Genomic DNA, 22,541 nt, shown 5'->3' with positions numbered 1-22,541 from the left:
CGTGGCGTGTCAACACCACGGCGGCCGGGCCGAGCTGGTAGGAACGGTGGTCCATGCACGACACCCCCGACCCCCTGGCGGGCCCACCCGCGCGCCGCGGCCCACTCGTCCGCATCCGCGGTCTCGGCAAACGGTTCGGCGGCACTCCCGCGCTGGCCGGGATCGACCTCGACATCCATCGCGGCAGCGTCCTGGCCCTGCTCGGTCCGAACGGCGCCGGCAAGTCCACCCTCATCCGGACACTCGCCGGGATCCACCACGCGGACCAGGGCGAGGTGACGGTGGCCGGGCACCCGCTCGGCACCGAGGCCGCCGCTCGTCATATGGCCTTCATCCACCAGGATCTCGGTCTCGTCGAGTGGATGACGGTCGCCGAGAACATCGCCCTGGTCGTCGGCTACCCGCGCCGTCACGGACTGGTCTCCTGGCGGCGGACCCGGGAGCGCTGCGCCGACGCCCTCGCCCTGATCGCCGGGCACCTCGACGCCGACGCGCGGATCGCCGACCTCGCCCCCGCCGAGCGCTCGCTGGTCGCCATCGCCCGCGCGCTGGCGACCCGGGCGGAGCTCATCGTCCTGGACGAGCCGACCGCCAGCCTGCCCGCCGCGGACTGCGCCCGGCTCTTCGCCGTCCTGCGCTCCCTGCGCGACCGGGGGCACGGCATCGTCTACGTCACCCACCGGCTCGACGAGGTCTACCAGGTCGCCGACACCTTCGCCGTTCTGCGTGACGGCCGGCTGATCAGCTCCGGCCCGCTCGCCGGCCACAGCCGCCGGCGCCTGGTCCACGACATCGTGGGCCGCGAACCGGTCAGCCACCGGGCCGCCCCGGTCGCCCCCGCCGAGAGCCCGGTGGTGCTGAGCCTCGACGCGCTGCGGACCGCGAACGCCGGGCCGGTCAGCCTGAAGCTGCGCGCCGGTGAAATCCTCGGCGTGGTGGGCCTCACCGGCGCCGGCCACCTCGACCTGGGCCGCGCCCTCGCCGGATCCCAGCCGATCCTCGGCGGGCGGGCCCTGCTCGACGGCCGCCCGTACACCCCGCACACGGTGGCCGGTGCCGTCGACTCCGGCGTCGGCCTGGTCACCGGCAACCGTCAGGAGGAGGGCTGCGCCCCCGAACTGACGGTCCGCGAGAACCTTCTGGCGAACCCCCGGGCGGGCGGCCGGTCGGCGCTGCACTGGATCAGCCCCCGGCGCGAGCGGGCCCAGGCCGCCGCCCTGATCGAGCGGTTCTCGGTGCACCCCCGCGACAGCGAGGCTCCGATCGCCACGCTGTCCGGCGGGAACCAGCAGAAGATCATGGTCGGCCGATGGCTCCGGGTACGCCGGCGGCTGTTGATCCTCGAAGAGCCGACCGCCAGCGTCGACGTCGGCGCCAAGGCCGAGCTCTACCGCCTGCTCGACCGGGCGCTGGCCGACGGCCTCGCGGTCCTGCTCAGCTCCACCGACTTCGAGGAGGTCGCCACCGTGTGCCACCGTGCCCTGGTGTTCGTCCGCGGGACCGTGACCGCCGAGCTGGCCGGTGCGGCCCTCACCGTCACCGAACTCACCTCCGCCGCCTCGGCCATGCCTCCCGTCACCGGCGGTGACGGTGACAGGCGTGCGACAGGCCGATGACCGCGCCCCCCTTCCGCCGATCCCCGCAGGGCCGCCGGCGCGGGCACCTGATCGGCAGCTACGGCCTGCCGGCCCTCGCCGTCCTGCTGTTCCTGGTCTTCTCCGTCGCGCTGCCGAACACCTTCCCCACCCTCGACAACGTCTCCTCGATCCTGTCCAACCAGTCGATCCCCGCCATCCTCGCGCTCGGTGTGACGATCCCCATCGCCACCGGCAAATTCGACCTGTCCATCGGCTACGGCCTCGGCCTCGGGCACGTCGCGGTGCTGCGGCTCATCGTCGACGGCGACTGGCCCTGGCCGCTCGCCTGCCTGGCCGTGATCCTGGGCGGAGCGGCCTTCGGGGCCCTCAACGGCGTCATCGTCGAGTTCGGGCGGATCGACTCCTTCATCGCCACGCTCGGCACCGGCAGCATCCTGTACGCCTTCACCGGCTGGATCACCGGCGGCGCCCGGGTCCTCCCCGGTACAGGCGGCCTGCCGGTCGCCTTCACCGACCTCTACGACTCCACATTCCTCGGACTGCCGGTGTCCGCCTCCTACGTGCTCGCGCTCGCGGCCGTCCTGTGGCTCCTACAGGAGCGGCTGCCGCTCGGCCGGTACCTGTACGTCATCGGCTCCAACCCGCGCGCCGCCGAACTCGTCGGGATCCCCACCCGCCGCTACAGCGTCTACGCCTTCGCCGGATCGGGCCTGGTCGTCGGTTTCGCCGGGGTCCTGCTCGCCGCGCAGCAGCAGATCGGCAACCCGAGCGTCGGCCTGGAGTACCTGTTGCCCGCGTTCGTCGGCGCGCTGCTCGGCTCCACCGCGATCAAACCCGGACGCGCCAACACCCTGGGCACCGTGGTCGCCGTCGCCGTCCTCGCCATCGGTCTGGCCGGTATCGGGCAGCTCGGCGCCGACTTCTGGGCCGTGCCGCTGTTCAACGGCGCCACGCTGCTCCTCGCCGTCGGCCTGGCCGGCTACTCCGCACGCCGCCGGCTGCGCGCCGGCGGCGCCGGGACCCGCCGTCCGCTCACGCCGCCGTCGACGGACGTGGCATCCTCCCGGGACACGCCGTGAAGCGCGGTGCCGCGACCGTGCTGGCGGCAGTCATGCTGGCAACGGCGGGCACCGCCCTGGACGGCTGCCAGCGCGGCGTGTCGACCGGGACCGGGGCCCCGGTCGCAGGGCCGTCGAGGGCGGGTTGCCCGGCGGCCACCCTCGCCAAGGCGAAGGCGAACGTCCAGCAGGCCGAGCAGGTCGACGTCCCCTGGAACGGCCCCACCAGCGGCCCCAGGGCGGTTCCCGGCAGGACCATCGTCTACGTCGCCCAGACCATGACCAACCCCGGCGTCGCGGGCGTCGCCAGGGGCGTCGTCGAGGCCGCGGCGGTCATCGGCTGGAGCGTCCGGGTGATCGACGGACAGGGCACGCCCGCCGGCATCCAGGCGGCGCTAGGCCAGGCGGTGAACCTCGCGCCCTCGGGCATCGTCATCGGTGGCTTCGACCCGGGCCTGACCTCGCAGCAGGTCGCGCAGGCCGACACGGCACACATCCCGCTCATCGGCTGGCACGCGGTCGCGGCCCCCGGGCCGAGCACGAACCCCCCGCTCTTCAGCAACATCACCACCAACGTCGGGGACGTCGCACGGCTCAGCGCGGACTGGGTCATCGCGGACTCCAACGGCACCGCCGGAGTCGTCGTCTTCACCGACGACTCCGTCCCGTTCGCCAAGACCAAGTCCCAACTGATCAAGGACGGACTCGCCACCTGCCCCGGCGTGAGACTGCTGGCCTCCGAGAACATCCCCATCCCGGACGCGACCAGCCGCACTCCCCAGGAGGTCTCCGCCCTCCTCGCCCGTTTCCAGGGCCAGTGGACGCACTCCGTCGCCATCAACGACCTGTACTTCGCCGACGCCGCGCCCGCCCTGCGCGCGGCCGGCAGGCCCGGCAACGCCGCCCCGTACAACATCGGCGCGGGCGACGGCGACCCCTCGGCCTTCCAGCGCATCGACAGCAGGCAGTTCCAGGCCGCCACCGTCCCCGAACCCCTCACCGAACAGGGCTGGCAGATCGTCGACGAGTTCAACCGCGCGTTCTCCCACCAGCCCGCCAGCGGCTACGTCGCCCCGGTCCACATCGCCACGGCCGCCAACAGCGGCGGAGCGACCTCATGGGACCCGTCGGGTTACCGCCAGGCGTACCGGACGATCTGGGGCGGGTAGCGGAGGGCGGTGCCGACGGAGCCCGTGTGATCGGTCCGCGCCGGCGCGGTCGTCGGTGAGGGGCTGCCGCGGGTGGTGGCCCGGCGCCGCCGCCCACGGTGTCGCCGCCGCGGTCGCTGCCGCCGAGCCCGCGCTTCCACTCGTCCCGGACGGGCTCGGCGGGTGGGCCCGGCTATTCCCCGTCGGGGAGCCGGTACGCGACGAGCACGGCGATGTCGTCGTCGAGGCCGGCTCGGCTGTACGCGAGCAGGTCCTGGTGCAGGCGGTCCAGCAGCTCGCGTGGCGGCAGGGCGGTCCAGTGGCGGACACGCTGGGTGAGCGGGTAGAAGGCTCCGGTGCGGTCGCGGGTCTCGGTCACGCCGTCGGTGTACAGCAGCAGCCGGTCGCCCGGACGGAAGGGCTCCACGTCGACGTGGTAGTCGCCGCCGAGCAGCACACCGAGGTTGAGAGGCGGTGACGGATCACACGGGGCCAGTGCGCTGACCCGGCCCCGGTCGATGAGCAGCGGCGGCGGATGACCGCAGTTGACGATGCGGACCACGGGTTCGTCGCCGGGGATCTCGGCGAGCACAGTGGTGATGAAGCGTTCCTCACTGCCGGGGAGCTGGGCGGCCCGGCGGCTCATGCTCCTCTCCAATCTCCGCGCTATCGCGGGCAGATCGGGCTCGTCGTAGGCGGCCTCGCGGAAGGCGGCCAGCATCGCCGCGGCCGTCTCCACCGCGAGCAGACCCTTGCCCCGGACGTCGCCGATCAGCAGGCGCACACCGTGTGCGGTGCTCATCGCCTCGAAGAGGTCGCCGCCGATCCGGGCCTCCGCGGCTGCCGACAGGTACAAGGTCTCGATGCCGATGCGGCCCAGGAGGTGGGGGACCGGACGCAGCAGCACGCGCTGCGCCGTCTCGGCCACCGAGCGTACGGTGGCTAGGGTGCGTTCCCGGCGCGTTCGGTGGGCGGCCAGGAGGGCGCCCAGCATCCCGACCAATGCCGTGGAGAAGTAGGTGGCCACGTAGTGGCGCTCCCACAGATAACCCACGTCGCGGCCGGCACAGCACGGAGTGCCCGCCAGGACGCCTTCGAAGAGCACGGCGAAGACCGTGACGGCGGCGACGAAGGCGGGACCGTGGGCGTAGGCGGCGACGACGGGCAGGGCGATGAGCAGAAAGCTCACCGGCCACTGCACGGGAGTGATCGGCTCCAGCGCCAGGATGGCCGCGACATAGATGGCCGGCAGCCAGCGTATCCAGGCCGGCGGGGCGGGCACCTGCGGCTCCGTCCCGCCCGGCCCGGTCGTCCGGCGCCGGGTGGCCCCGCCGCGGCCCGGGAGCCTCACCGCGCGCTCCGGTGGCGGTGTGCCCGGTCGAACGGCAAGCCGCGGCGAACCGGCCGGGCACGGGCGGGCGAAGCGGACCGACGCGGCCCCAGGAGCGGCGGATCCATCGGTAGTACGCCGGAGCGCATCCGCCCGGACGGCGGCGGGAGTCCGACAGCCGCAGAGGGCGCCGCGACGTGCGGCGGTGTGACCCCGAACTCCGAGTGGCGGGCGTCAGCCGGTCCGTGATCCGCCTGTACACGCATACATCAATCATCAGGGCACACCAGCCACTGCCGCCCGCCGACGGAGTCGAGCGAGCACGCGACCGCATGGGCGCGGCACACCCGACACGTGGATCGCGGTGGTGGCCGGTGCCCGGGCGCCGTCCGGTCGACCGTCTCCCCGGTCTCGAACCGGACCCGGACGCCCGCCAGCCAGGCCAGCACCGCGAGCGCGACGGCCGAAATCAGGACATCAGACATCCAGGTTCTCCTCACAAGGAAGTCGCGCAGGTGAAAACGGCTGGAAACGGGGGTGGATCAGCCCGTCAGTCGCTCATAGTGCCGCCGGGTGCGCTCCGCCGCCCGACGGGCGCGGCCGCCATCAGGTCGGCGACGGTCTGCCCCGCGAGCTCGCGCCGCCAGGCCAGTTCGGCGCGGCGCATCGCGGTGGACACCCCGCACGGGCGGCGGAAGTCGTCGGCGGCGGCCGCGGCGCCCTCGGTGCGCTGCCGGATCTCGGTGCAGCGGAACAGGTCGTCGGGGCCCTCGATGGCGGCGACCACGTCCATCAGCGTGATCTGTTCGGGCGGCCGTCCCAGTCGGAAGCCGCCCCGGGCGCCGGGGGTGGAGCCGAGGATGCCGGCCCGGACCAGTGCCTGTAGGCGCTTGGTCAGGTAGGCGGGCGGGAGGTCGAACCAGGCCGCCAACCGGGCCGTCGGGACGGGGTGTTCGTCGCCCAGCCAGGCCAGCGCGAGGCAGCAGTGCAGGCCCCACTCGACTCCCTCGCCCATCCGCATAACCAGGACACTGCACATCCAGGTTCTGGGGCGAAAGACCGGACGGCGAAGCGGGGAGTCGAAACGATCAGCCCGCGCAGGACGGGCAGAGCCCCCGGTAGGTGACCTCGGCGCCGGAGACGGCGAAGCCGAAGCGCTGGTCGGCCGGGAGGTCGGCGAGCGGGTTGCCGATCGGGTGGACGTCGCGGATGGCGCCGCAGCCGGTGCAGACCAGGTGCTGGTGCGGGTGGTGCGCATTGGGGTCGTAGCGCTTGGCGCGCCCGTCGGTGGAGACCTCGACGACCTCTCCGAGGGTGACCAGTTCGCCGAGGGTGTTGTAGACGGTCGCTCTGGAGATCTCCGGGAGGCGTTCGGCCGCCCGGGCGTGCACCTCGTCCGCGGTCAGGTGCACGTGCTCGCCGTCCAGGACCTCGGCGACGACGCGCCGCTGGGAGGTGAGGCGCCAGCCGCGCCCGCGCAGCCGCTCCAGCAGGTCACTCATATCGGTTCACCTATTCAGGTCATGGGGGAGACCGGAGTTTACCAATACACATCCTCCATGGTCCGGTTCCCGAACGGATATGAATTTGGTGTCTTTCTTGACTTGGATTGCGTCCATCGTAGGATCGGCTCCGGCGCTAGCCTGGGTAGCAGCAGCACACAGCAATAGACAGCGATACCCGGTAGTAGCAGCAGTACACAGCGGTAGCAGCAGTTGGTGCCGTAGGTAGCAGATAGACACCGTGATCCGCCTTGTAGGGAAGGATTCCCATGTCTGAGAACCACGATGCAACCGGCGTTGAGGCGAGCGCGGAGGGCTGCCCGGTCAACCACGGGCGCGCGCTTCACCCCACCCAGGGCGGCGGGAACCGCCAGTGGTGGCCGGAGCGGCTGAACCTGAAGATCCTGGCCAAGAACCCCGCCGTGGCCAACCCGCTGGGCGGGGACTTCGACTACGCCGAGGCCTTCAACTCCCTCGACCTCCCGGCCGTCAAGCGCGACATCCAGGAAGTGCTCACCACCTCGCAGGACTGGTGGCCGGCCGACTACGGCAACTACGGTCCGTTCATGATCCGCATGGCCTGGCACAGCGCCGGCACCTACCGGATCAGCGACGGCCGCGGCGGCGCCGGCGGCGGCCAGCAGCGCTTCGCCCCGCTGAACAGCTGGCCGGACAACGCCAGCCTGGACAAGGCCCGCCGTCTGCTCTGGCCGGTGAAGAAGAAGTACGGCCGCAGCCTGTCCTGGGCCGACCTGATGATCCTGGCCGGCAACGTCGCCCTGGAGGGCATGGGCTTCGACACCTTCGGCTTCGGCGGCGGCCGGGTCGACGAGTGGGAGCCGGACGAGGACGTCTACTGGGGCCCGGAGACCACCTGGCTGGACGACAAGCGCTACACCGGTGACCGCGAGCTGGAGAGCCCGCTGGCCGCCGTCCAGATGGGCCTGATCTACGTCAACCCCGAGGGCCCCAACGGCAACCCGGACCCGATCGCCGCCGCCCGCGACATCCGCGAGACCTTCTACCGGATGGCGATGAACGACGAGGAGACCGTCGCGCTGATCGCCGGCGGCCACACCTTCGGCAAGACCCACGGCGCCGGCCCGGCGGACAACGTCGGCCCGGACCCGGAGGCCGCGCCGATCGAGCAGCAGGGCCTCGGCTGGAGGAGCGCCTTCGGCACCGGTGTCGGCGGCGACGCGATCACCAGCGGCCTCGAGGGCGCCTGGACGCCCACCCCGGTCACCTGGGACAACAGCTTCTTCGAGACGCTGTTCGGCTACGAGTGGGAGCTCACCAAGAGCCCGGCCGGCGCCCACCAGTGGAAGCCGAAGGACGGCGGCGGGGAGGGCACCGTCCCGGACGCCCACGACCCGAGCAAGCGGCACGTCCCGATCATGCTCACCACCGACCTGTCGCTGCGCTTCGACCCGGTCTACGAGCCGATCTCCCGCCGCTTCCTGGAGAACCCGGACCAGTTCGCCGACGCCTTCGCCCGCGCCTGGTTCAAGCTGACCCACCGCGACATGGGCCCGATCGTGCGCTACCTCGGCCCGGAGGTCCCGAGCGAGCAACTGCTCTGGCAGGACCCGCTGCCGGCCGTCTCGTACGGGAACGTCGAGCCGGCGGACGTCGCCGACCTCAAGCGGCGGATCGCCGCCACCGGCCTGTCGGTCTCCGAGCTGGTCTCCACCGCCTGGGCCGCGGCCTCCTCCTTCCGCAGCAGCGACAAGCGCGGCGGAGCCAACGGCGGCCGGATCCGGCTGCAGCCGCAGGCCGGCTGGGAGGTCAACGAGCCCGACCGCCTGGCCACCGTGCTGCGTGCCCTGGAGGGCGTGCAGGCGGAGTTCAACGCGCAGGCCGGCGACAAGCAGGTCTCGCTGGCCGACCTGGTGGTGCTGGCCGGCGGCGTCGGCATCGAGCAGGCCGCGAAGGCGGCCGGCCTCGCCGTCGAGGTGCCGTTCTCGCCCGGCCGGGTGGACGCCCCGCAGGAGCTGACCGACACCGAGTCCTTCGCCGCACTGGAGCCGAAGGCCGACGGCTTCCGCAACTGGGTCGGCAAGGGCAACCGGCTGCCGGCCGAGTTCCTGCTGCTCGACAAGGCGAACCTGCTGGGCCTCAGCGCGCCCGAGCTGACCGTCCTGGTCGGCGGTCTGCGCGTGCTGGGTGCCAACCACCAGCAGTCCGCGCACGGTGTCCTCACCGCGACCCCGGGCGTGCTGACGAACGACTTCTTCGTCAACCTGCTGGACCTGGGCACCAGTTGGAAGTCCACCTCGGAGGACGCGCACACCTTCGAGGGCCGGGACGCCTCCGGCCGGGTCAAGTGGACCGGCACCCGCGCCGACCTGGTCTTCGGCTCGAACTCCGAACTGCGGGCCGTCGCCGAGGTGTACGCGAGCGACGACGCCAAGGAGAAGTTCGTGTCGGACTTCGTCGCGGCCTGGGTCAAGGTCATGAACGCGGACCGCTTCGACCTGGTGTGACAGGGCTGACCTAGACGGGAGCCCGGGGGCATCGACCCCCGGGCTCCCATTGCGTGTTGTCGCGGGTCAGCGCGGATCGGGCGCGGAGCCCGCGCTGACCAGCCCGGTCTCGTACGCCGCGACCACCGCCTGGGCCCGGTCCCGCAGCCCCAACTTGCCGAGGATCCGGGCCACATGGGTCTTCACCGTGGCCTCGGAGAGCTGCAGCCGGGCGGCCAGCTCGGCATTGCTCAGGCCCCGGGCGAGCAGTGTCATCACCTCCAACTCGCGCGGGGTGAGGGTGGCCAGCTCGCGGTGCGGGGCGGCGGCCTCCGGGGGCGCCGGGCGGGCGAAGCGCTCGACCAGGCGGCGGGTGATCGCGGGCGCGAGCAGCGCGTCGCCGGTGCGGACCAGCCGGACGGCGGCGGCCAGGTGCTCCGGGGTGACGTCCTTGAGCAGGAAGCCGCTGGCCCCGGCGGCCATCGCGGCGTAGACGTAGTGGTCCAGGTCGAAGGTGGTCAGCATGATCACCCGGGGTGCGTCCTGCGCACCGTCGGCGAGGATCCGGCGGGTGGCCTCCAATCCGTCCAGGCCGGGCATCCGGATGTCCATCAGCACCACGTCCGGTCTGGTCCGGCGGACGGCGGCGACCGCCTGCTCGCCGTCCTCGGCCTCGGCGACCACCTCGATCCCCTCGGACTCCAGGATCAGCCGGAACCCGGTCCGGACCAGGGCCTGGTCGTCGGCCACCACCACGCGCAACGGCTGTTCGTTCATCAACTCTCCAGCGGTATCGAGGCCGTGACGCGGTAGCCACCGCGTGGCCGGGGACCGGTATGCAGTGTGCCGCCGTAGACGGCGAGGCGTTCGCGCAGCCCGAGCAGGCCGCGCCCGTTGCCGGTGGCGGCGGCACCGGTGGGGCGGCCGCCGGTGTCGGTGACCTCCACCCGCAGGCGGTCGGGGGCGTACTCGACGGTGACCGCGGCGTCGGCGCCGCCCGCGTGCTTGACGGTGTTGGTCAGCGCCTCCTGGACGACCCGATAAGCGGCGAGTTCGACCCCGGGTGGGACGGCCCGGCGCTCGCCGCGCACGGTCAGCTCCACCGGCAGGCCGGCCTGCCGGACGCCCTCGACCAGGGCGTCGAGCCGGCCGAGGCCGGGCTGCGGGCTGAGGTCGGCGCTGGCTGCCGGGTTGTCCCCGGTGCCCTCGTCGATTGTCAACAGGCCCATCACGTGCCGCAGTTCGGTCATCGCCGCGCGCCCGCCGGACTCCACCGCGGCCATCGCCGCGCGGGCCTTGTCCGGGGCGGTGTCCAGGATCTTGCGGGCGGCCCCGGCCTGGATCGTCATCATGCTCACGTTGTGGGTCACGACGTCGTGCAACTCCCGGGCGATGCGCGCCCGTTCGAGCTCCACCGCACGCTGCAGCGCGGCCAGCTGCGCGCTTTCCAGGGCGGACAGCCGCTCCCGCCCCTCGTTCACCCGGCGGCGCCACATCCGCAGTTCGTAGGCGACCGCGAACACCGGCACCAGGACCAGGACGGCGATCACCCCGTTCGAGAAGTGCGGCAGCTTGGCGTCGTTGAACAGCACCACCAACGCGGCGGCGGCGACCGGCAGGTTGGGCAGCACGGCGGCCGGCCGGCGCCCGTACGCGGCCGCGCTGTAGGCGGCGACGATCACCGCGACACCCGCTGAGTACGCGATGTCCTGGGACTGCGACCGCACCAGCAACGCGGCCGGCAGCACCGTCCACAGCACCGGAAGCGGATAGCGGCGGCGCAGCACCAGCGGCAGCGGGACGAGCGGGACGAGCAACAGCACCCCGTGCCAGGTGCCGTCTCGCGGGTGGCCCGCGATGGTGGCGTAGCGGCCGGAGGTGAAGGCGAGGAAGAGGGCCAGGAGCGCGTCGAAGAGCTGGCCGCGCCGGGTCGGCCGGGGCGGGGGAGCCGCGCCCGGGTCGCCGCTCAGTCGGGCCGCCGCCGTGCGCAGCCGCTGCACCGCCGGGTGGTTGAGCACCTTGATCACCGGGACATTGTGACGGTCGGCCGCCGCCCGGGACAGCCCCGCGTCCGGCGGCAGCCCGTACACCGGGCGACTACCTCGGAAGGATGACGCCGCGTGAGGTCCGCCCGACGCGGTACGGAAGATGCCGTCGGCGGCGGACGCGGGTGCGGGCCGCCCGTTCGTACCTTCTTCCTCGTCACCAGGCGGAACACGGCGAGGAGCGGGGACATGAGCAGCGATCCGGTGATCGAGCTGAGCGGTGTGAGCCGCCACTACGAGGGCGTGCGGGCGGCGTTGGACGGGGTGACGCTGAGCGTGCGGGCGGGGGAGTCGGTGGCGGTGCTCGGCCCGTCCGGCAGCGGCAAGTCCACCCTGCTGAACCTGGTCGCCGGGCTGGACCGGCCGAGCGCGGGGACGGTCACCGTGGCCGGGGTCCGGGTGGACCGGCTGAACGAGAAGGCCTCCGCCCGCTACCGGCGCGGCACGATCGGCATGGTGTTCCAGTTCTTCAACCTGCTGGACGACCTCACGGTGGCCGACAACGTGGTGCTGGCCGGCGAATTGGCCGGCGTCCCGCGCTCCGACGCCCGGTACCGGGCCGCCGAGCTGCTGGAGTCGCTCGGCATCGACCGGCACGCCCGCGCCCACCCGGGCCGGCTCTCCGGCGGCGAGCGCCAACGCGTCGCAGTGGCGCGGGCGTTGATGAACCGACCGACCCTGCTGCTGGCGGACGAGCCGACCGGTGCGCTGGACTCGGCCTCCGGCGAGGACGTCAAGGAGCTGTTCCGCGAGCTGCACCAGGACGGCCAGACCATCCTGATCGTCACCCACGACCTCAAGCTCGCCGAGGACTGTGCCACCCGCACGGTCCGGATGCGGGACGGCCGGGTCGAGTCGGACTCGGCGAGCTCGGCGGAGGTGGCGGCATGACCGCGCTCGGCCGCGTCGTCCGCGCCGGGGTGCGCAGGCGCCGGACCCAGTCGGTCGCGGTCGGGCTGGCCGCGATGGTGGCCACCACCTGCTCCGTCCTCGGCGGTTCGCTGTTGGTCGCCTCCGAGGCCCCCTTCGACCAGGCCTTCGACGGCCAGCACGGCGCTCACCTCACCGCGCGCTTCGACGGCACTCGGGCGAGCGCCGACCAGCTCGCCGCCACCGGGCACGCCGCCGGGGTGACGGCCACCGCCGGCCCCTTTCGCACCGTCACCGTCGACCCCGAGCCGGGCCCCGGTTCCTCCGTCCCGGCGGGCCTGACGATGTCGCCGATGACGCTCACCGGCCGCGCCTCGGCCGCCGGCGGCGTCGACGACGTCACGCTGATGCAGGGGAGCTGGCCGACCGAGCCGGGCGAGGTGGTGCTCGCCGCCGGGTACGGGAACCCGGGCGTGCCGATCGGCGGAACCCTCCGCCTGCCCGCCCTGCCGGGCGCGCCCTCGCTGACGGTCGTCGGCCTCGCCCGGTCCGTCAGCCGTACGTCCGACGCCTGGGTCACCCCGGACGCCATCCCCGCCCTCACCGCGCCCGGCACCACCCCCGGTTATGAGATGCTCTACCGCTTCGCCCAGGCCGGCACCGCCGACGCGATGACCGCCGATCGGGCCGCCGTCGCCTCCGCCGCGCCCGCCGGGGCGCTCACCGGCGCCCAGTCCTGGCTCACCGCCAAGCAGGGCTCGGACCGCAACACCGCGCTGTTCCTGCCCTTCATGGTCGCCTTCGGCCTGCTCGGCATGGCGATGTCGGTGCTGGTCGCGGGCAATGTGGTGGCCGGCGCCGTCGGCACGGCCACCCGGCGGATCGGGGTGCTCAAGGCGATCGGCTGCACCCCCGGCCAGGTGGTGCGCGCGTACGTCGCCCAGGCGCTGGTCCCGGCCACCGTCGGCACCCTGCTCGGGGTGGTGGTCGGCAATGTGCTGACCGTCCCGGTGCTCGCCACCGCCGGGAACCTCTACGGCACCAACGCCTCGGGCGTCGCGCCCTGGGTGGACGTCGCGGTGGCGGGCGGGACGCTGGCCGCCGTCGCCCTGGTCGCCTGGGCGGCCGCCGCCCGCGCCGGACGGCTGCGCACCGTGGACGCACTGGCCGTCGGCCGTACGGCGGGCGGCACCCGGCGCGACGCCGTCGCCCGGCGGGCCGCCGCCCTGGCGGCCCGGCTGCCGCTGCCCCGGCCGCTCGGCCTCGGCCTCGCCCAGCCCTTCGCCCGCCCGGCCCGGGCCGCCGGGATGCTGGCGGCCGTGCTGTTCGGCACGGCGGCCGCGGTGTTCGCGGTCGGCATGGGCGGGACGCTGAACTGGGTGCAGGAGGCGAAGAACCACGCGGGCGCGGACGTCCTGGTGGAGCCCGTACGGCAGGTCGGTCCACCCGGGGCGGTTCCGGCGAAGCCGGCCGGGGCCGACCCGGCCGCCGTCACCGCCGCCCTGACCGCCCAGCCGGGCACCGCGGCCTACTACGGTGTCGGGACGGAGGACGTCACGGTCCCCGGCGTCGCCGGGACCGCCACGGTGACCGTGTTCCGGGGCGACTCCTCCTGGGCCGGCTACCGGATGGTCTCCGGCCGCTGGTACCAGGGCCCGGGCGAGGCCGTCGCCCCCGTCACCTTCCTCACCGAGGCCTCGGTGAAGCTCGGCGACCAGGTGACCTTCACCACCCACGGCCGACCGGTCACCGTCCGGATCGTCGGCGAGGTCTTCGACCCGCACGTGCAGACCAACGAGCTGTTCACCGACGCCGCGAGCCTCCAGGGCGGTACAGCGCCCGTGCCCGACCAGTGGTTCGTCAAGCTCAAGCCCGGCACTGACCACGCCGCCTACGCCACCGCCCTCGGCAGCGCGCTCGCCCCGCTCGGCCAGACCGCCGAGAACGGCCTGCCGCAGCACACCGCCGACTCGGCCCTCGCGCTCAGTTCGCTCACCGCCACCCTGACCGTGCTCCTGGTCGCGGTCGCCGGGCTCGGGGTGTTCAACACCGTCGTGCTGGAGACCCGCGAGCGCACCCGGGACATGGGCGTCACCAAGGCCCTCGGCATGACCCCGGCGCAGACCGTGGGCGTCGTCCTCGCCTCGGTGCTGCTGGTCGGAGCGGTCGGCGGCGCGATCGGCCTGCCGGTGGGGCTGCTGCTGCACGGCGTGACGGTGCCCGCGATGGGCCACAGCGCCGGGCTGAACTTCCCGGCCTCCGCCCTGGACGTCTTCGGCACGGCGACGCTCCTCCTGCTCGGCCTCGGCGGGGTGCTGATCGCCCTGCTCGGTGCCCTGCTGCCCGCCGTACGGGCGGCGCGGGCGCGGACGGTGGACGCGCTGCGGGCGGAGTGACACGTGTGGCATCGACGGAACCGGACGGGCTCGATGCCGGTGCTGTACCGGATGGCCTGAGCTCAGGACTCCCCGTCCCCCTCTTCGCCCTTACTCCCGGGCCTTCTGCTCCCCGGCCTTCTGCTCCTCGGCCTTCTTCTCCGCCGCCCGGACCTGCTCGGTGAAGGTCTGCTCGTCGATCCGCTCGACCATCACCCGGTGCTCGGCGGCCAGTTCGTCGGCCGGGCCGGGGGAGGCCTCCCGCATCTCCAGGGCGATCAGCGCGCCGCCGTCCGGCACTCGGGGCGACAGCACGATCAACGCGGCACCGGCCTCGTTCGCGTAACGCTCCTCGGCCGCATTGCCCAGCGCCGCGCCCGCCGCGAACCCCAGCAGCATCCCGACCGGGCCGGCGAGCAGCCCCACCAGCCCGCCCAGCAGCCCCGAGCCGACGGTGGCCACCCCCGCGCCCTTGGCGTACGTGTCCCGCACCGCCAGCACGCCGTCGGCACTGCGCTCCAGTGCCGCCGCCAGCCGCAGGCCCGGCAGGTGCTGCGCCTCGTCGAAGGCCGAGCGCCAGGTGGTGGCGCCGGGAAAGGTCAGCAGGACGAGATTGTGCTGCTCGCTCATCGCACTCCGATCGGGCTGGGGGCGCTCGGGTCTCCATCGTGACCTCCGGTACGGGGCGCTGCCACAGGAGCGGCCGGTTCAAACCGGGCTGCGGTCCACCTGGGCGCAACCGCCTGTATTTCGGCCAGGTGTGCAGGGCCTCCCGAACGGTCGGGCGGCGGGCACGGGCGGTGCTCGGCCATGGGGGACGGGGCGGGGCGGCCGGGCTCCCGTCGGTTCGATCCTGACCGAAACAAGGACCGGTGGTGTGCATGCCACTGGTGCGCCGCGAGGGGCGCTGCCACGATCCGAATCCGGCACACCCGTGCCGGACCCGAACGTTTTGAGGAGGCAGCATGCAGCCCACGGCTGAGCAGGTTCGCGCACTCAAGGACGAGGACTTCCGGCTCACCCTCGGCCAGGGCCACCAGGTCCACCCGGCCGGGGAGCTCTCGGACGAGCTCTACGTGACCGCCGCGGTGCGGAACTCCACCTGTGACGGCTGGTCCAGCTGCGGGCGCGTCTGCAGCTACTGAGCCCGGGGCCCGGCGCGGACCCCGGTCCCGGTCGTTACGGCCGGGGTCCGCGCCGGACTGGGTACTTCACGCCCCGTTCGAGGGACAGCGCAGAGCAGACAGAGCAGAGAGGCAGCACCGCCCCGTGGTCGACGCGTCCGAACTCCTGCGGGCTGCCGCCCGAGCCGTCCCGTTGAGCGCCCGCGGCCGGGCGCCGGAAGGGCCCGATGCGGAGCCCGTCGATGACGCCGACCGCACCGAACGCCGTGAGCGCGCCGCCCGGAAGCTGGAGCGCTGGCACGCCCAGGCGCCGTTCGACCGGGCCGACTGGTTCGCGCGCCGCCTCGCGGCCGACGCCCTCGACCCGGACGCCGTGCGCGCCCTCCTCGCCGAGCACCCGGACGCGCTCGCCGCCCGTCTGGGGTCCCACTCGTGGGCCGAGCAACTCGCTACCGCGTTCGTCCGGGCGGCCACCCTGGACGTCCCCGAGGAGCACGAGTTCGCCCGCCTCGTCGCCCCGCTGCTCGCCGACGCCCGCGACCGTCTGTGCGCCGGACTGGCCGCCTTGGGCGCCCCCGCCCTCGGCACCCCCGAGGAGCTGGCGGCGCTCGCCCTCCCCGCGCTCACCGCCACCGCCCACGGGATGGCGACCCGGACCGTCATCACCGAACTCCATGTCGCCCGCCTCACCGGCGAGTTGACCGGCGACACCCCCGAGTCGCGCTACCGCGACTTCCTCGACCGGCTCACCCGGCCCGAGCGGGCGCTCCGACTCCTCGCCGAGTACCCCGTCCTGGCCTTCCGCCTCACCATCGCCGCCGAGCAGTGGACGGGCACCACCCTCACCCTGTTCCGCCGCCTCGCCGCCGACCTGCCCGCCCTCGCCCGCACCTTCGCCGACGGCTGCCCGCTCGGCCGGCTCACCCGACTCGCCACCGGCCTCGGCGACCCGCACCGCGGTGGTGCCACGGTCAGTTCACTGTGCTTCGAGCGCGGCCTGCGGATCGTCTACAAGCCGCGGCCGCTCGGCGCCGAGACCCACGTCCAGCAGATCCTGCACTGGCTCAACCCGCAGCTGCGGTTGCCCCTGCGCGACCTCACCCACCTGGCCCGCGACGGCTACGGCTGGGTGGAGCACATTTCCGCCGAACCAGCCCGCGACGCCGACGAGTTGAGCGCCTTCTACCACCGCGCCGGCACCCTCGCCGCGCTGATGTACGTCCTCGACGCGGTGGACTGCCACGCCCAGAACCTGCTCGCCGTCCGGGACCAGCCCGTGCTGATCGACCTGGAGGCGGTCCTCCACCCCGACCTGCGCGAGCCCACCAAGGACCTGTCCGAGTCCGAGCGGCTCGCCCGCCACCAGGCCCGACACTCGGTGCTGCGCTCCGGCCTGCTCCCCGAACGGATGTGGGACGAGGGCAACGGCGGCACCGACCTCTCCGCCCTCGGCTGGGACCCGTCCAGCCTCCCGCCCCGCCCCGCGCCCGTCCTGGTCGGCCAGGGGACGGACGAACTCCGTCTGGAATACCGGAGGTTGCCGGTGGAAGCACCAGGCAGCCGACCCGCTCCGGCCGGGCGGCCGCTGCGACTGGCCGACCGCCTGGGGGAGTTGGAGGACGGCTTTACCGAGGCCTATCGGCTGCTTGCCGCCGACAGGGAGCAACTCCGCTCTCTGCTGCGCGCGTTCGCGGCCGACGAGACGCGCCTCCTGCGCCGTGACACGTACGAGTACCGCAGTCTGCTCAACACCGCCTGCCACCCCGACCTCCTGCGCGACGCCCTCGACCAGGACCGCCACCTCGACCGGATCTGGGCGCTCGTCGGCTGGGAGGAGCACGCTCTCGCCTTCGTCGCCCACGAGCGCGCCGACCTGTGGCGCGGCGACGTCCCCGTCTTCACCATCCGCCCCGACAGCGTCGACGCCCGGTCGTCCACCGGCGCCCTCATCCCGGGCATCACCGACCGACCCGCCCTCGACCTCGCGCTCGCCAAGGCGGACGCCCTCGGTGAGGAGGACCTCGCCCGCCAACTCCAGCTCCTGCGGCTCTCGGTGACGACGGCCGACGGGGCGCGCGAGCCGAGCCGACCGGTCGCCGCCGCCCGGCGCGACGTGCCCGCTGAGCCGGGGCAGGGGCGCGCCGAGCCGGATGCGGATCTGGCGGCCCGCGCCCTCGTCGAGGCCGTCGAGGCCGGTGAGCAGCTGCTCCGCGAGGCCTACCGGGGCAGCGTCGACCTCGCCTGGACCGGGCCCAACTGGGCCCCGCCCGGCCGCTGGGCACCCGCCGAACTCGGCCCCGACCTGTACAGCGGCACGGCCGGGGTGGCCCTCTTCCTCCACCAGCTCGCCACCGCCACCGGTGACCGCGAACACCGGGCGGCGGCCTCCGCCGCCGAACTGACGCTCCGTCGGCAGATCCGGCGGCGCGTCGACCGCCTCGGCGGCGGCCTGTCCGGCACCGGCGGCGTGCTCTACGCACTCGCCCAACTCGCCGCCCACCATCCGGACTCCGAACTCGACTCGCTCGGCTCCCTGGTCCTCGACCGCATCGCGGCGACCGCGGCCGGCGACACCCAGTACGACCTCCTCGCCGGGAACGCGGGCACCATCGGCGGCCTGCTCGCCTGGGTGGCCGTCCGCCCCGGGCCCGCCGTCACCGACGCGCTCGCGGCCTGTGCCGAACGCCTCGTCCAGGCATCCGCCCCGCACCCCGAGGGTGGCGCCGGCTGGCTGCCCGCTTCCTTGGCCGGCACTGCCACCCGCCCGCTCGCGGGCTTCGCCCACGGCGGCTCCGGCATCGCCTGGGCCCTGGCCCGGGCCGGACACCGACTCGGTGACCCCCGCCTGCCCCGACTCGCCCTCGCCGCCGTCGCGTACGAGCGCACCCTGTTCGACGCCGCCGCCGCCAACTGGCGCGACGTCCGCGAGGACGGCGGCCCCGACGGCCCCGGCTACCCCGCGCTCTGGTGCCACGGCGCCTCGGGCATCGCGCTGGCCCGTACCGCCCTCGCCCGACTCCTGCCCGAGGCGAGCGAGTCGCTCCTCGCCGAACGCGACACCGCGCTCGGTACGGTCCTGCGGGAGGGCTTCGGCCACAACTCCTCGCTCTGCCACGGCGATCTCGGCAACCTGGAGGCCCTCCACCTCGCCGGCGGCTCCTGGCAGGCCACCGCCGAGCGGCAGGCCCACGCCACCCTCGACGCGCTGGAGGCCCGGGGCTGGGCCTGCGGCCTTCCGTACGGGGTCCACAGCCCCTCCCTCATGGTCGGCCTGGCCGGCATCGGCCACGGGCTGCTCCGGCTCGCCGCCCCGGGCACCACCCCGTCCGTCCTCGCCCTCGAACCGCCGACTCCGTGATCCTGCCCTGCCCGTGGCTCTACGGATGCGGCTCCGGCGGGTGGTTGAACACCGGCCCGAGGTCCGGCGGGAGGTGCTCGACCAGCAGGGCGACGGCCTCCTCCGGGGTGCCGGGCGTGCCGATCACGTCCAAACTGTACGGGTGCCGCACGCAGCAGCCGCCGCCGTACAGCGGCTCGGTGAACGGGATGCCGTCGGGCACCCACGGGAAGGTCGTCGACAGGCTGAAGCACAGGTTGTAGTGGCTGGTCCAGGGGAGGAGCCGGCGCAGCCGGGGCTCGGAGTGGGAGGCCTTCAGCAGGCGCACCAGGCCGTCGCAGCAGCTGCCGGGACCGTGCCCCGCAGCCCGCCGCCTCCACTCCCACAACGGGATGATTCCCTTCCAGCGCGCCTCCACCGCCGCCTCCGGCCCGATGGCCAGGGCTGCGAGGAAGTCCGGCAGGACGGGCTTGGGCGGGGAATCCTTCTGATCGTCAGATCACATGCCGAGCAGTGTGCCCCACCCCCTCCCGGAATCGAACATAGCGGACCTAACCGGTGATCGACATTCACCAACCAGCCGTCACCGACACGGAATCGCCCTGATCGGGTGAGACTGGCCGGGACACGCCGGACGGCCCTGCGGACCGCTGCCAGGATCGGGGTCCGCACCGGCAGCCCGCCCCTCGCAGAGAGCCCACCGGCACCGCTGTCGACCCCACCTGCCCACCCGGCGGTGAGGGCTGCCCGCGTGCGGATCGGCTGCGGCCGCAGTCCGCCGTACCGCGCTCCTGCCGGGCGGGCGGCAACGGCCGTCCGCCCGGCACCGCGCGGAAACCGGGGAGACGCGGCGGGCCGGATGAACCGCGATGGCGGGTATGCGAATCAACGAGGAACCCGGTGACCGCGGGAGCGCGGAGGACCTGGTACTGCGGCGCCTGGTCGGCGAAGTATGGGTCGACGTCTACCGGTTCGGCGGCATGGGCGTGGTCGACTTCGGCGAGATGATCTCATGGCCGCTCGGCGACTCCGGCGAGGTGTCGACGGGCAGCGGCTTCGCCGTGCACGCCCAGTGCCCGTTCCGGATCGTCCGGCACGGGAAGGTCCTCCTCGGCTCCGACGACCTGGTACGGGTCCAGGGCGGGGGCGACCGGCTCCGCTACGACCGCGGCGCCGATGCCCTGCGGGAGTTCCTGAGCAGGGAAGCGCCCCGGGTGCTGTCGGTGGACCGGGCGCCCGAGGGCGATCTGCGGATCACCCTGGACCACGGGATCAGGATCGACGTCCTGCCGACGGGTTCGGAGGAGGAGTCCTGGCGCTTCCTGGTCCGGTGCGGCGAGCACGTGACCTTCCCGCCGACCGACTGACCGCCCGCCGGAGCTGCCGCGGTGCCGTCCCGCCGGTGGGGTCAGTGCGCCGTGCGTGCCGCCGAGCGCAGCCTGCGCCAGGTGCGGCCGACGGAGGCCAACCCGGCGCGCCCGGCGGCCGGTTCACCGGTCTCCCAGTCACGGGCGGCCCCGGCTAGCGTCTCCGCCTCCGTCCTCGCGACGGGCCGCCGCTCCCGGGCGGCGCGGGCGGCGCCCAGCACCTCCTCCGGGGCGGTGGTGTCGAGTCGCGCCCGGGCGTGGCCGAGCAGCGCGGCGCAGGCCTCGGCGATCGCGGCCTCGCCCAGGGGACGGGCCGGGAGGTCCAGCCCCTCGCACAGCCGCTCCGCCAGGGTCGCCCGCAGGTCCTGCACGGAGAGGTCGCGGATCGTCAGTGACAGGTGGGCGGAGAGGCCGGCGGCGCCCACCGCGCGGTGCGCGAAGCCGCGGGGGACGTAGAGCACGCTGCCGGGTTCGAGGACGGTGTTCAGGAGCAGCGGGGAGCGCTCGCCGTCCGGGAGTTCTCCCAGTCGCCAGTCCGCCGCCGCCGGCGCGGCGTGGACGTACCAGGTCTTGCGTCCGGCCGCCTGGAGGACGAACACGTCGGCGTCGTCCCGGTGCACCGCGAGCCCCTGGGCGCCTGCGGGCGTGACGAAGAAGAACGCCTCCACCCGCCGGTCCAGTTCATCGGACAGCCGGGCCACCAGCTCGCCGGTGGGTCGGTGCCACTGGTCGACGCAGCGCAGCAGCAGGGTCGCCCCGGTGCGCAGCAGGGCGAGGGCCTTCGCGCGGTCGGCGAAGCCGTCGTAGCGGACGCCGTTGACCACGCGGGAGGTGGTGAAGGCCTCGGTCGGGATGGTGACCTTGTCGGAGCGGACCATCTCCAGGTAGGGGGTGCGCAGCAGTCCGCCGTCGAAGGCGGCGTCCAGGGCGTCGAGGTCGAACGGGGAGGCGAGTGTCTCCGGCGTGAAGACGGCGGGCTCGCGCTGCCACCGGCGGCCGGCGAAGCCGTCGACGTCGCCGACCCAGGCGGCCAGCGTGGGCGATTCCATGGGGTGTCCCGTGGGGTCGGGGTGCTTGGTGCTCCCGGGCGGTTGACTCATGCCCCGACTTCCGCCTCGAACCGTACGGAGAGCAGGGAGCGCAGGGGAACGGGCGCGTCCTGGCGGGGCGCGCGGATGGTGAGCCGATGGTCGAGGGCGACGGTCAGCAGGCGCTCGGCCAGCGGCACGACCAGGTGCTTGGCCCAGCAGCGGGCGCCGTCGAAGCCGAACGGCATGAATCCCGGTGTCTTCTCCGGGTCCGCCACGCCGGCCCACCGTTCGGGCCGGAACTCCAGCGGGTCGGACCAGTAGTCCGGGTGGCGGTGCATCAGCAGCGGGAGGAGTGCGACGTTGTCCTCGGGGCGGATCTCGGGGTGCAGTCCGGTGTACGCCCCGCCGCCCTTGCGGTAGAGCATCCAGGCGGGCGGGAGCAGCCGCAGGGTCTCCCACAGGGCCGCGGTGAGGTCGGTCTCGGGTTGCCCCGTCCGCCCGGTCCGCCCCATGAGCCACAGGGCGTTGCCGGTGAGGGCGGCGACGCCGTCGCAGAGGGTGGCCGTCGCCCGCCGGTACATCGCGATGGCCTGCCTGCGCTCCTGGGTGCCGGCGGCGCCGCGGATCAGCTCGGCGAGTACGGTGGACGTGCCGTGGGCCTCGGATCCCGGCCAGGCGGTGACGGCGCGGTCGACGAGCCGGGAGAGCGTGTCGGAGCGGGTGATCCCGCGCTTGGACAGCAGGGAGACCGGCAGCGGGTCGGAGGCGAAGAGCCACCGGCGCAGGTACGAGGTGGCCGCGTAGGGCCAGCCGCCGGACAGCCCGCGTGCCGGGGGCGGCGGCGTCCGGATGCCGGCCATGACGTCCTGCCCGAGCGCGCGGATCGTCCGGGTCGCGCTGTCGTGGGGGATGTCGGCGCCGGCGGCGGGCTTGTAGACCGAGCGCTCCGTCGACAGCACGGGGCGCGCCGCGACGATACGGGCCGTCAGGTCGCAGTCGGAGACGCCGACCGTGGTGGCGTCGATCCGGAATACTTTCCCGTCCCTGGTGAGCAGGTCCTGAATGCGCGGGGCGAAGACGACGGAATGGTCGCGCGCCGTGGTCGGCGCTATTTCGTGCACGAGAATCCCGCCTCCATGGGAATGGCGATGAAATGCGGCGCCGGGGGGGGGGGGGGCCCGCCCCCCCCCCCCCCCCCCCGGGGGGGGCGGGGGGGGGGGGGGCCCCCCCCCGGGGGGCCCCCCCCCCCGCCAAATTTTAAAAAATAAAAAACGCCCAGTTAAAAAAAAAA

At 73.8% G+C, this 22,541-nt stretch carries 19 protein-coding genes; 9 read left to right on the top strand and 10 right to left on the bottom strand.

Translation table 11 applies throughout. From position 1 onward, the window contains the following. The first annotated feature begins 53 nt into the window (after positions 1-53). From ACH4E7_RS35475 to ACH4E7_RS35465, 3 genes are read left to right on the top strand one after another with little or no spacing between them, the layout of a single operon-like run. Positions 54-1,616 carry a sugar ABC transporter ATP-binding protein gene (locus tag ACH4E7_RS35475; protein WP_396253295.1) on the top strand — a complete coding sequence of 521 codons (1,563 nt, stop codon included), beginning with the start codon at positions 54-56 and terminating at the stop codon, positions 1,614-1,616. Continuing rightward, a complete protein-coding gene (locus ACH4E7_RS35470) occupies positions 1,613-2,677 on the top strand; it encodes an ABC transporter permease (RefSeq protein ID WP_396253294.1) in 1,065 nt (354 codons plus the stop codon). The genes ACH4E7_RS35475 and ACH4E7_RS35470 overlap by 4 nt, the downstream gene beginning before the upstream one ends. Positions 2,678-2,709: 32 nt before the next feature. Then, on the top strand, positions 2,710-3,825 hold the full coding sequence (locus ACH4E7_RS35465; RefSeq protein ID WP_396253348.1) for a substrate-binding domain-containing protein: 1,116 nt from the start codon (positions 2,710-2,712) through the stop codon (positions 3,823-3,825). Positions 3,826-3,997: 172 nt separating this feature from the next. On the opposite strand, the gene ACH4E7_RS35460 is transcribed toward ACH4E7_RS35465, so the two are convergent. From ACH4E7_RS35460 to ACH4E7_RS35445, 4 genes are all read right to left on the bottom strand, one after another. After that, entirely contained in the window at positions 3,998-5,086 is a 1,089-nt protein-coding gene (locus ACH4E7_RS35460; protein ID WP_396253293.1) for a PP2C family protein-serine/threonine phosphatase, read from the bottom strand. Between the two features lie 317 nt (positions 5,087-5,403). Beyond that, positions 5,404-5,619: a hypothetical protein gene (locus ACH4E7_RS35455; protein WP_396253292.1), complete on the bottom strand. Its 216-nt coding sequence runs from the start codon at positions 5,617-5,619 to the stop codon at positions 5,404-5,406. Between the two features lie 65 nt (positions 5,620-5,684). Further along, the gene (locus ACH4E7_RS35450; protein ID WP_396253291.1) at positions 5,685-6,149 is read right to left on the bottom strand and encodes an RrF2 family transcriptional regulator; all 465 of its coding nucleotides are present in this window, start codon (positions 6,147-6,149) and stop codon (positions 5,685-5,687) included. A 73-nt stretch (positions 6,150-6,222) separates the two neighbouring features. Next, complete coding sequence (locus ACH4E7_RS35445; protein ID WP_396253290.1) at positions 6,223-6,636, bottom strand: Fur family transcriptional regulator; 414 nt, start codon at positions 6,634-6,636, stop codon at positions 6,223-6,225. Positions 6,637-6,905: 269 nt separating this feature from the next. Between ACH4E7_RS35445 and katG the strand changes: the two genes are divergently transcribed. Then, positions 6,906-9,122 carry a catalase/peroxidase HPI gene (gene katG / locus ACH4E7_RS35440; RefSeq protein WP_396253289.1) on the top strand — a complete coding sequence of 739 codons (2,217 nt, stop codon included), beginning with the start codon at positions 6,906-6,908 and terminating at the stop codon, positions 9,120-9,122. A 66-nt stretch (positions 9,123-9,188) separates the two neighbouring features. Here katG and ACH4E7_RS35435 read toward each other — a convergent pair whose 3' ends face one another. Both ACH4E7_RS35435 and ACH4E7_RS35430 read right to left on the bottom strand, forming a co-directional pair. After that, complete coding sequence (locus ACH4E7_RS35435; RefSeq protein WP_396253288.1) at positions 9,189-9,878, bottom strand: response regulator; 690 nt, start codon at positions 9,876-9,878, stop codon at positions 9,189-9,191. Beyond that, positions 9,878-11,128 carry a sensor histidine kinase gene (locus tag ACH4E7_RS35430; protein WP_396253287.1) on the bottom strand — a complete coding sequence of 417 codons (1,251 nt, stop codon included), beginning with the start codon at positions 11,126-11,128 and terminating at the stop codon, positions 9,878-9,880. Before ACH4E7_RS35430 ends, ACH4E7_RS35435 begins: the two co-directional genes overlap by 1 nt. 207 nt (positions 11,129-11,335) lie before the next feature. Here ACH4E7_RS35430 and ACH4E7_RS35425 point away from each other — a divergent pair, with 207 nt between their 5' ends. Together ACH4E7_RS35425 and ACH4E7_RS35420 are read left to right on the top strand one after the other, a co-directional pair. Continuing rightward, complete coding sequence (locus tag ACH4E7_RS35425) at positions 11,336-12,037, top strand: ABC transporter ATP-binding protein (RefSeq protein ID WP_396253286.1); 702 nt, start codon at positions 11,336-11,338, stop codon at positions 12,035-12,037. After that, entirely contained in the window at positions 12,034-14,412 is a 2,379-nt protein-coding gene (locus ACH4E7_RS35420) for an FtsX-like permease family protein (protein ID WP_396253284.1), read from the top strand. Before ACH4E7_RS35425 ends, ACH4E7_RS35420 begins: the two co-directional genes overlap by 4 nt. A 90-nt stretch (positions 14,413-14,502) precedes the next feature. Here the strand turns inward: ACH4E7_RS35420 and ACH4E7_RS35415 are convergent, their stop codons facing one another. Next, positions 14,503-15,021, bottom strand: a complete 519-nt coding sequence (locus ACH4E7_RS35415) for a histidine kinase (protein ID WP_396253283.1) — start codon at positions 15,019-15,021, stop codon at positions 14,503-14,505. Positions 15,022-15,356: 335 nt separating this feature from the next. Between ACH4E7_RS35415 and ACH4E7_RS35410 the strand changes: the two genes are divergently transcribed. Further along, positions 15,357-15,536, top strand: a complete 180-nt coding sequence (locus ACH4E7_RS35410) for a hypothetical protein (protein ID WP_396253282.1) — start codon at positions 15,357-15,359, stop codon at positions 15,534-15,536. A gap of 124 nt (positions 15,537-15,660) precedes the next feature. Next, positions 15,661-18,873: a type 2 lanthipeptide synthetase LanM family protein gene (locus tag ACH4E7_RS35405; RefSeq protein WP_396253281.1), complete on the top strand. Its 3,213-nt coding sequence runs from the start codon at positions 15,661-15,663 to the stop codon at positions 18,871-18,873. Between the two features lie 19 nt (positions 18,874-18,892). Here ACH4E7_RS35405 and ACH4E7_RS35400 read toward each other — a convergent pair whose 3' ends face one another. After that, complete coding sequence (locus ACH4E7_RS35400) at positions 18,893-19,270, bottom strand: DUF6193 family natural product biosynthesis protein (protein ID WP_396253280.1); 378 nt, start codon at positions 19,268-19,270, stop codon at positions 18,893-18,895. Between the two features lie 460 nt (positions 19,271-19,730). Here ACH4E7_RS35400 and ACH4E7_RS35395 point away from each other — a divergent pair, with 460 nt between their 5' ends. Next, on the top strand, positions 19,731-20,219 hold the full coding sequence (locus tag ACH4E7_RS35395; protein ID WP_396253279.1) for a hypothetical protein: 489 nt from the start codon (positions 19,731-19,733) through the stop codon (positions 20,217-20,219). 41 nt (positions 20,220-20,260) lie between these two features. Here ACH4E7_RS35395 and ACH4E7_RS35390 read toward each other — a convergent pair whose 3' ends face one another. Next, positions 20,261-21,268, bottom strand: coding sequence for a JmjC domain-containing protein (locus ACH4E7_RS35390; protein ID WP_396253278.1), 1,008 nt, complete (start codon positions 21,266-21,268; stop codon positions 20,261-20,263). 47 nt (positions 21,269-21,315) lie between these two features. Then, complete coding sequence (locus ACH4E7_RS35385) at positions 21,316-22,371, bottom strand: cytochrome P450 (protein WP_396253277.1); 1,056 nt, start codon at positions 22,369-22,371, stop codon at positions 21,316-21,318. Positions 22,372-22,541 lie beyond the last annotated feature (170 nt).

Origin of the sequence: Kitasatospora sp. NPDC018058 (genome assembly GCF_044327205.1) — a bacterium.
Lineage (GTDB): Bacteria > Actinomycetota > Actinomycetes > Streptomycetales > Streptomycetaceae > Kitasatospora.
Note: the sequence above shows the minus strand (reverse complement) of the source record. Positions and strands in the feature narration are given on the sequence as shown.

Excerpts from the sequence above, each read along its gene's own strand:
- ACH4E7_RS35450 (WP_396253291.1), bottom strand. The coding sequence starts at position 6,149 with ATGGGCGAGGGAGTCGAGTGGGGCCTGCACTGCTGCCTCGCGCTGGCC.
- ACH4E7_RS35455 (WP_396253292.1), bottom strand. The coding sequence starts at position 5,619 with ATGTCTGATGTCCTGATTTCGGCCGTCGCGCTCGCGGTGCTGGCCTGG.
- ACH4E7_RS35465 (WP_396253348.1), top strand. The coding sequence starts at position 2,710 with ATGCTGGCAACGGCGGGCACCGCCCTGGACGGCTGCCAGCGCGGCGTG.
- ACH4E7_RS35425 (WP_396253286.1), top strand. The coding sequence starts at position 11,336 with ATGAGCAGCGATCCGGTGATCGAGCTGAGCGGTGTGAGCCGCCACTAC.
- ACH4E7_RS35435 (WP_396253288.1), bottom strand. The coding sequence starts at position 9,878 with ATGAACGAACAGCCGTTGCGCGTGGTGGTGGCCGACGACCAGGCCCTG.
- ACH4E7_RS35470 (WP_396253294.1), top strand. The coding sequence starts at position 1,613 with ATGACCGCGCCCCCCTTCCGCCGATCCCCGCAGGGCCGCCGGCGCGGG.
- ACH4E7_RS35420 (WP_396253284.1), top strand. The coding sequence starts at position 12,034 with ATGACCGCGCTCGGCCGCGTCGTCCGCGCCGGGGTGCGCAGGCGCCGG.
- ACH4E7_RS35415 (WP_396253283.1), bottom strand. The coding sequence starts at position 15,021 with ATGAGCGAGCAGCACAATCTCGTCCTGCTGACCTTTCCCGGCGCCACC.
- ACH4E7_RS35395 (WP_396253279.1), top strand. The coding sequence starts at position 19,731 with ATGCGAATCAACGAGGAACCCGGTGACCGCGGGAGCGCGGAGGACCTG.
- ACH4E7_RS35475 (WP_396253295.1), top strand. The coding sequence starts at position 54 with ATGCACGACACCCCCGACCCCCTGGCGGGCCCACCCGCGCGCCGCGGC.
- katG (WP_396253289.1), top strand. The coding sequence starts at position 6,906 with ATGTCTGAGAACCACGATGCAACCGGCGTTGAGGCGAGCGCGGAGGGC.
- ACH4E7_RS35445 (WP_396253290.1), bottom strand. The coding sequence starts at position 6,636 with ATGAGTGACCTGCTGGAGCGGCTGCGCGGGCGCGGCTGGCGCCTCACC.
- ACH4E7_RS35390 (WP_396253278.1), bottom strand. The coding sequence starts at position 21,268 with ATGGAATCGCCCACGCTGGCCGCCTGGGTCGGCGACGTCGACGGCTTC.
- ACH4E7_RS35410 (WP_396253282.1), top strand. The coding sequence starts at position 15,357 with ATGCAGCCCACGGCTGAGCAGGTTCGCGCACTCAAGGACGAGGACTTC.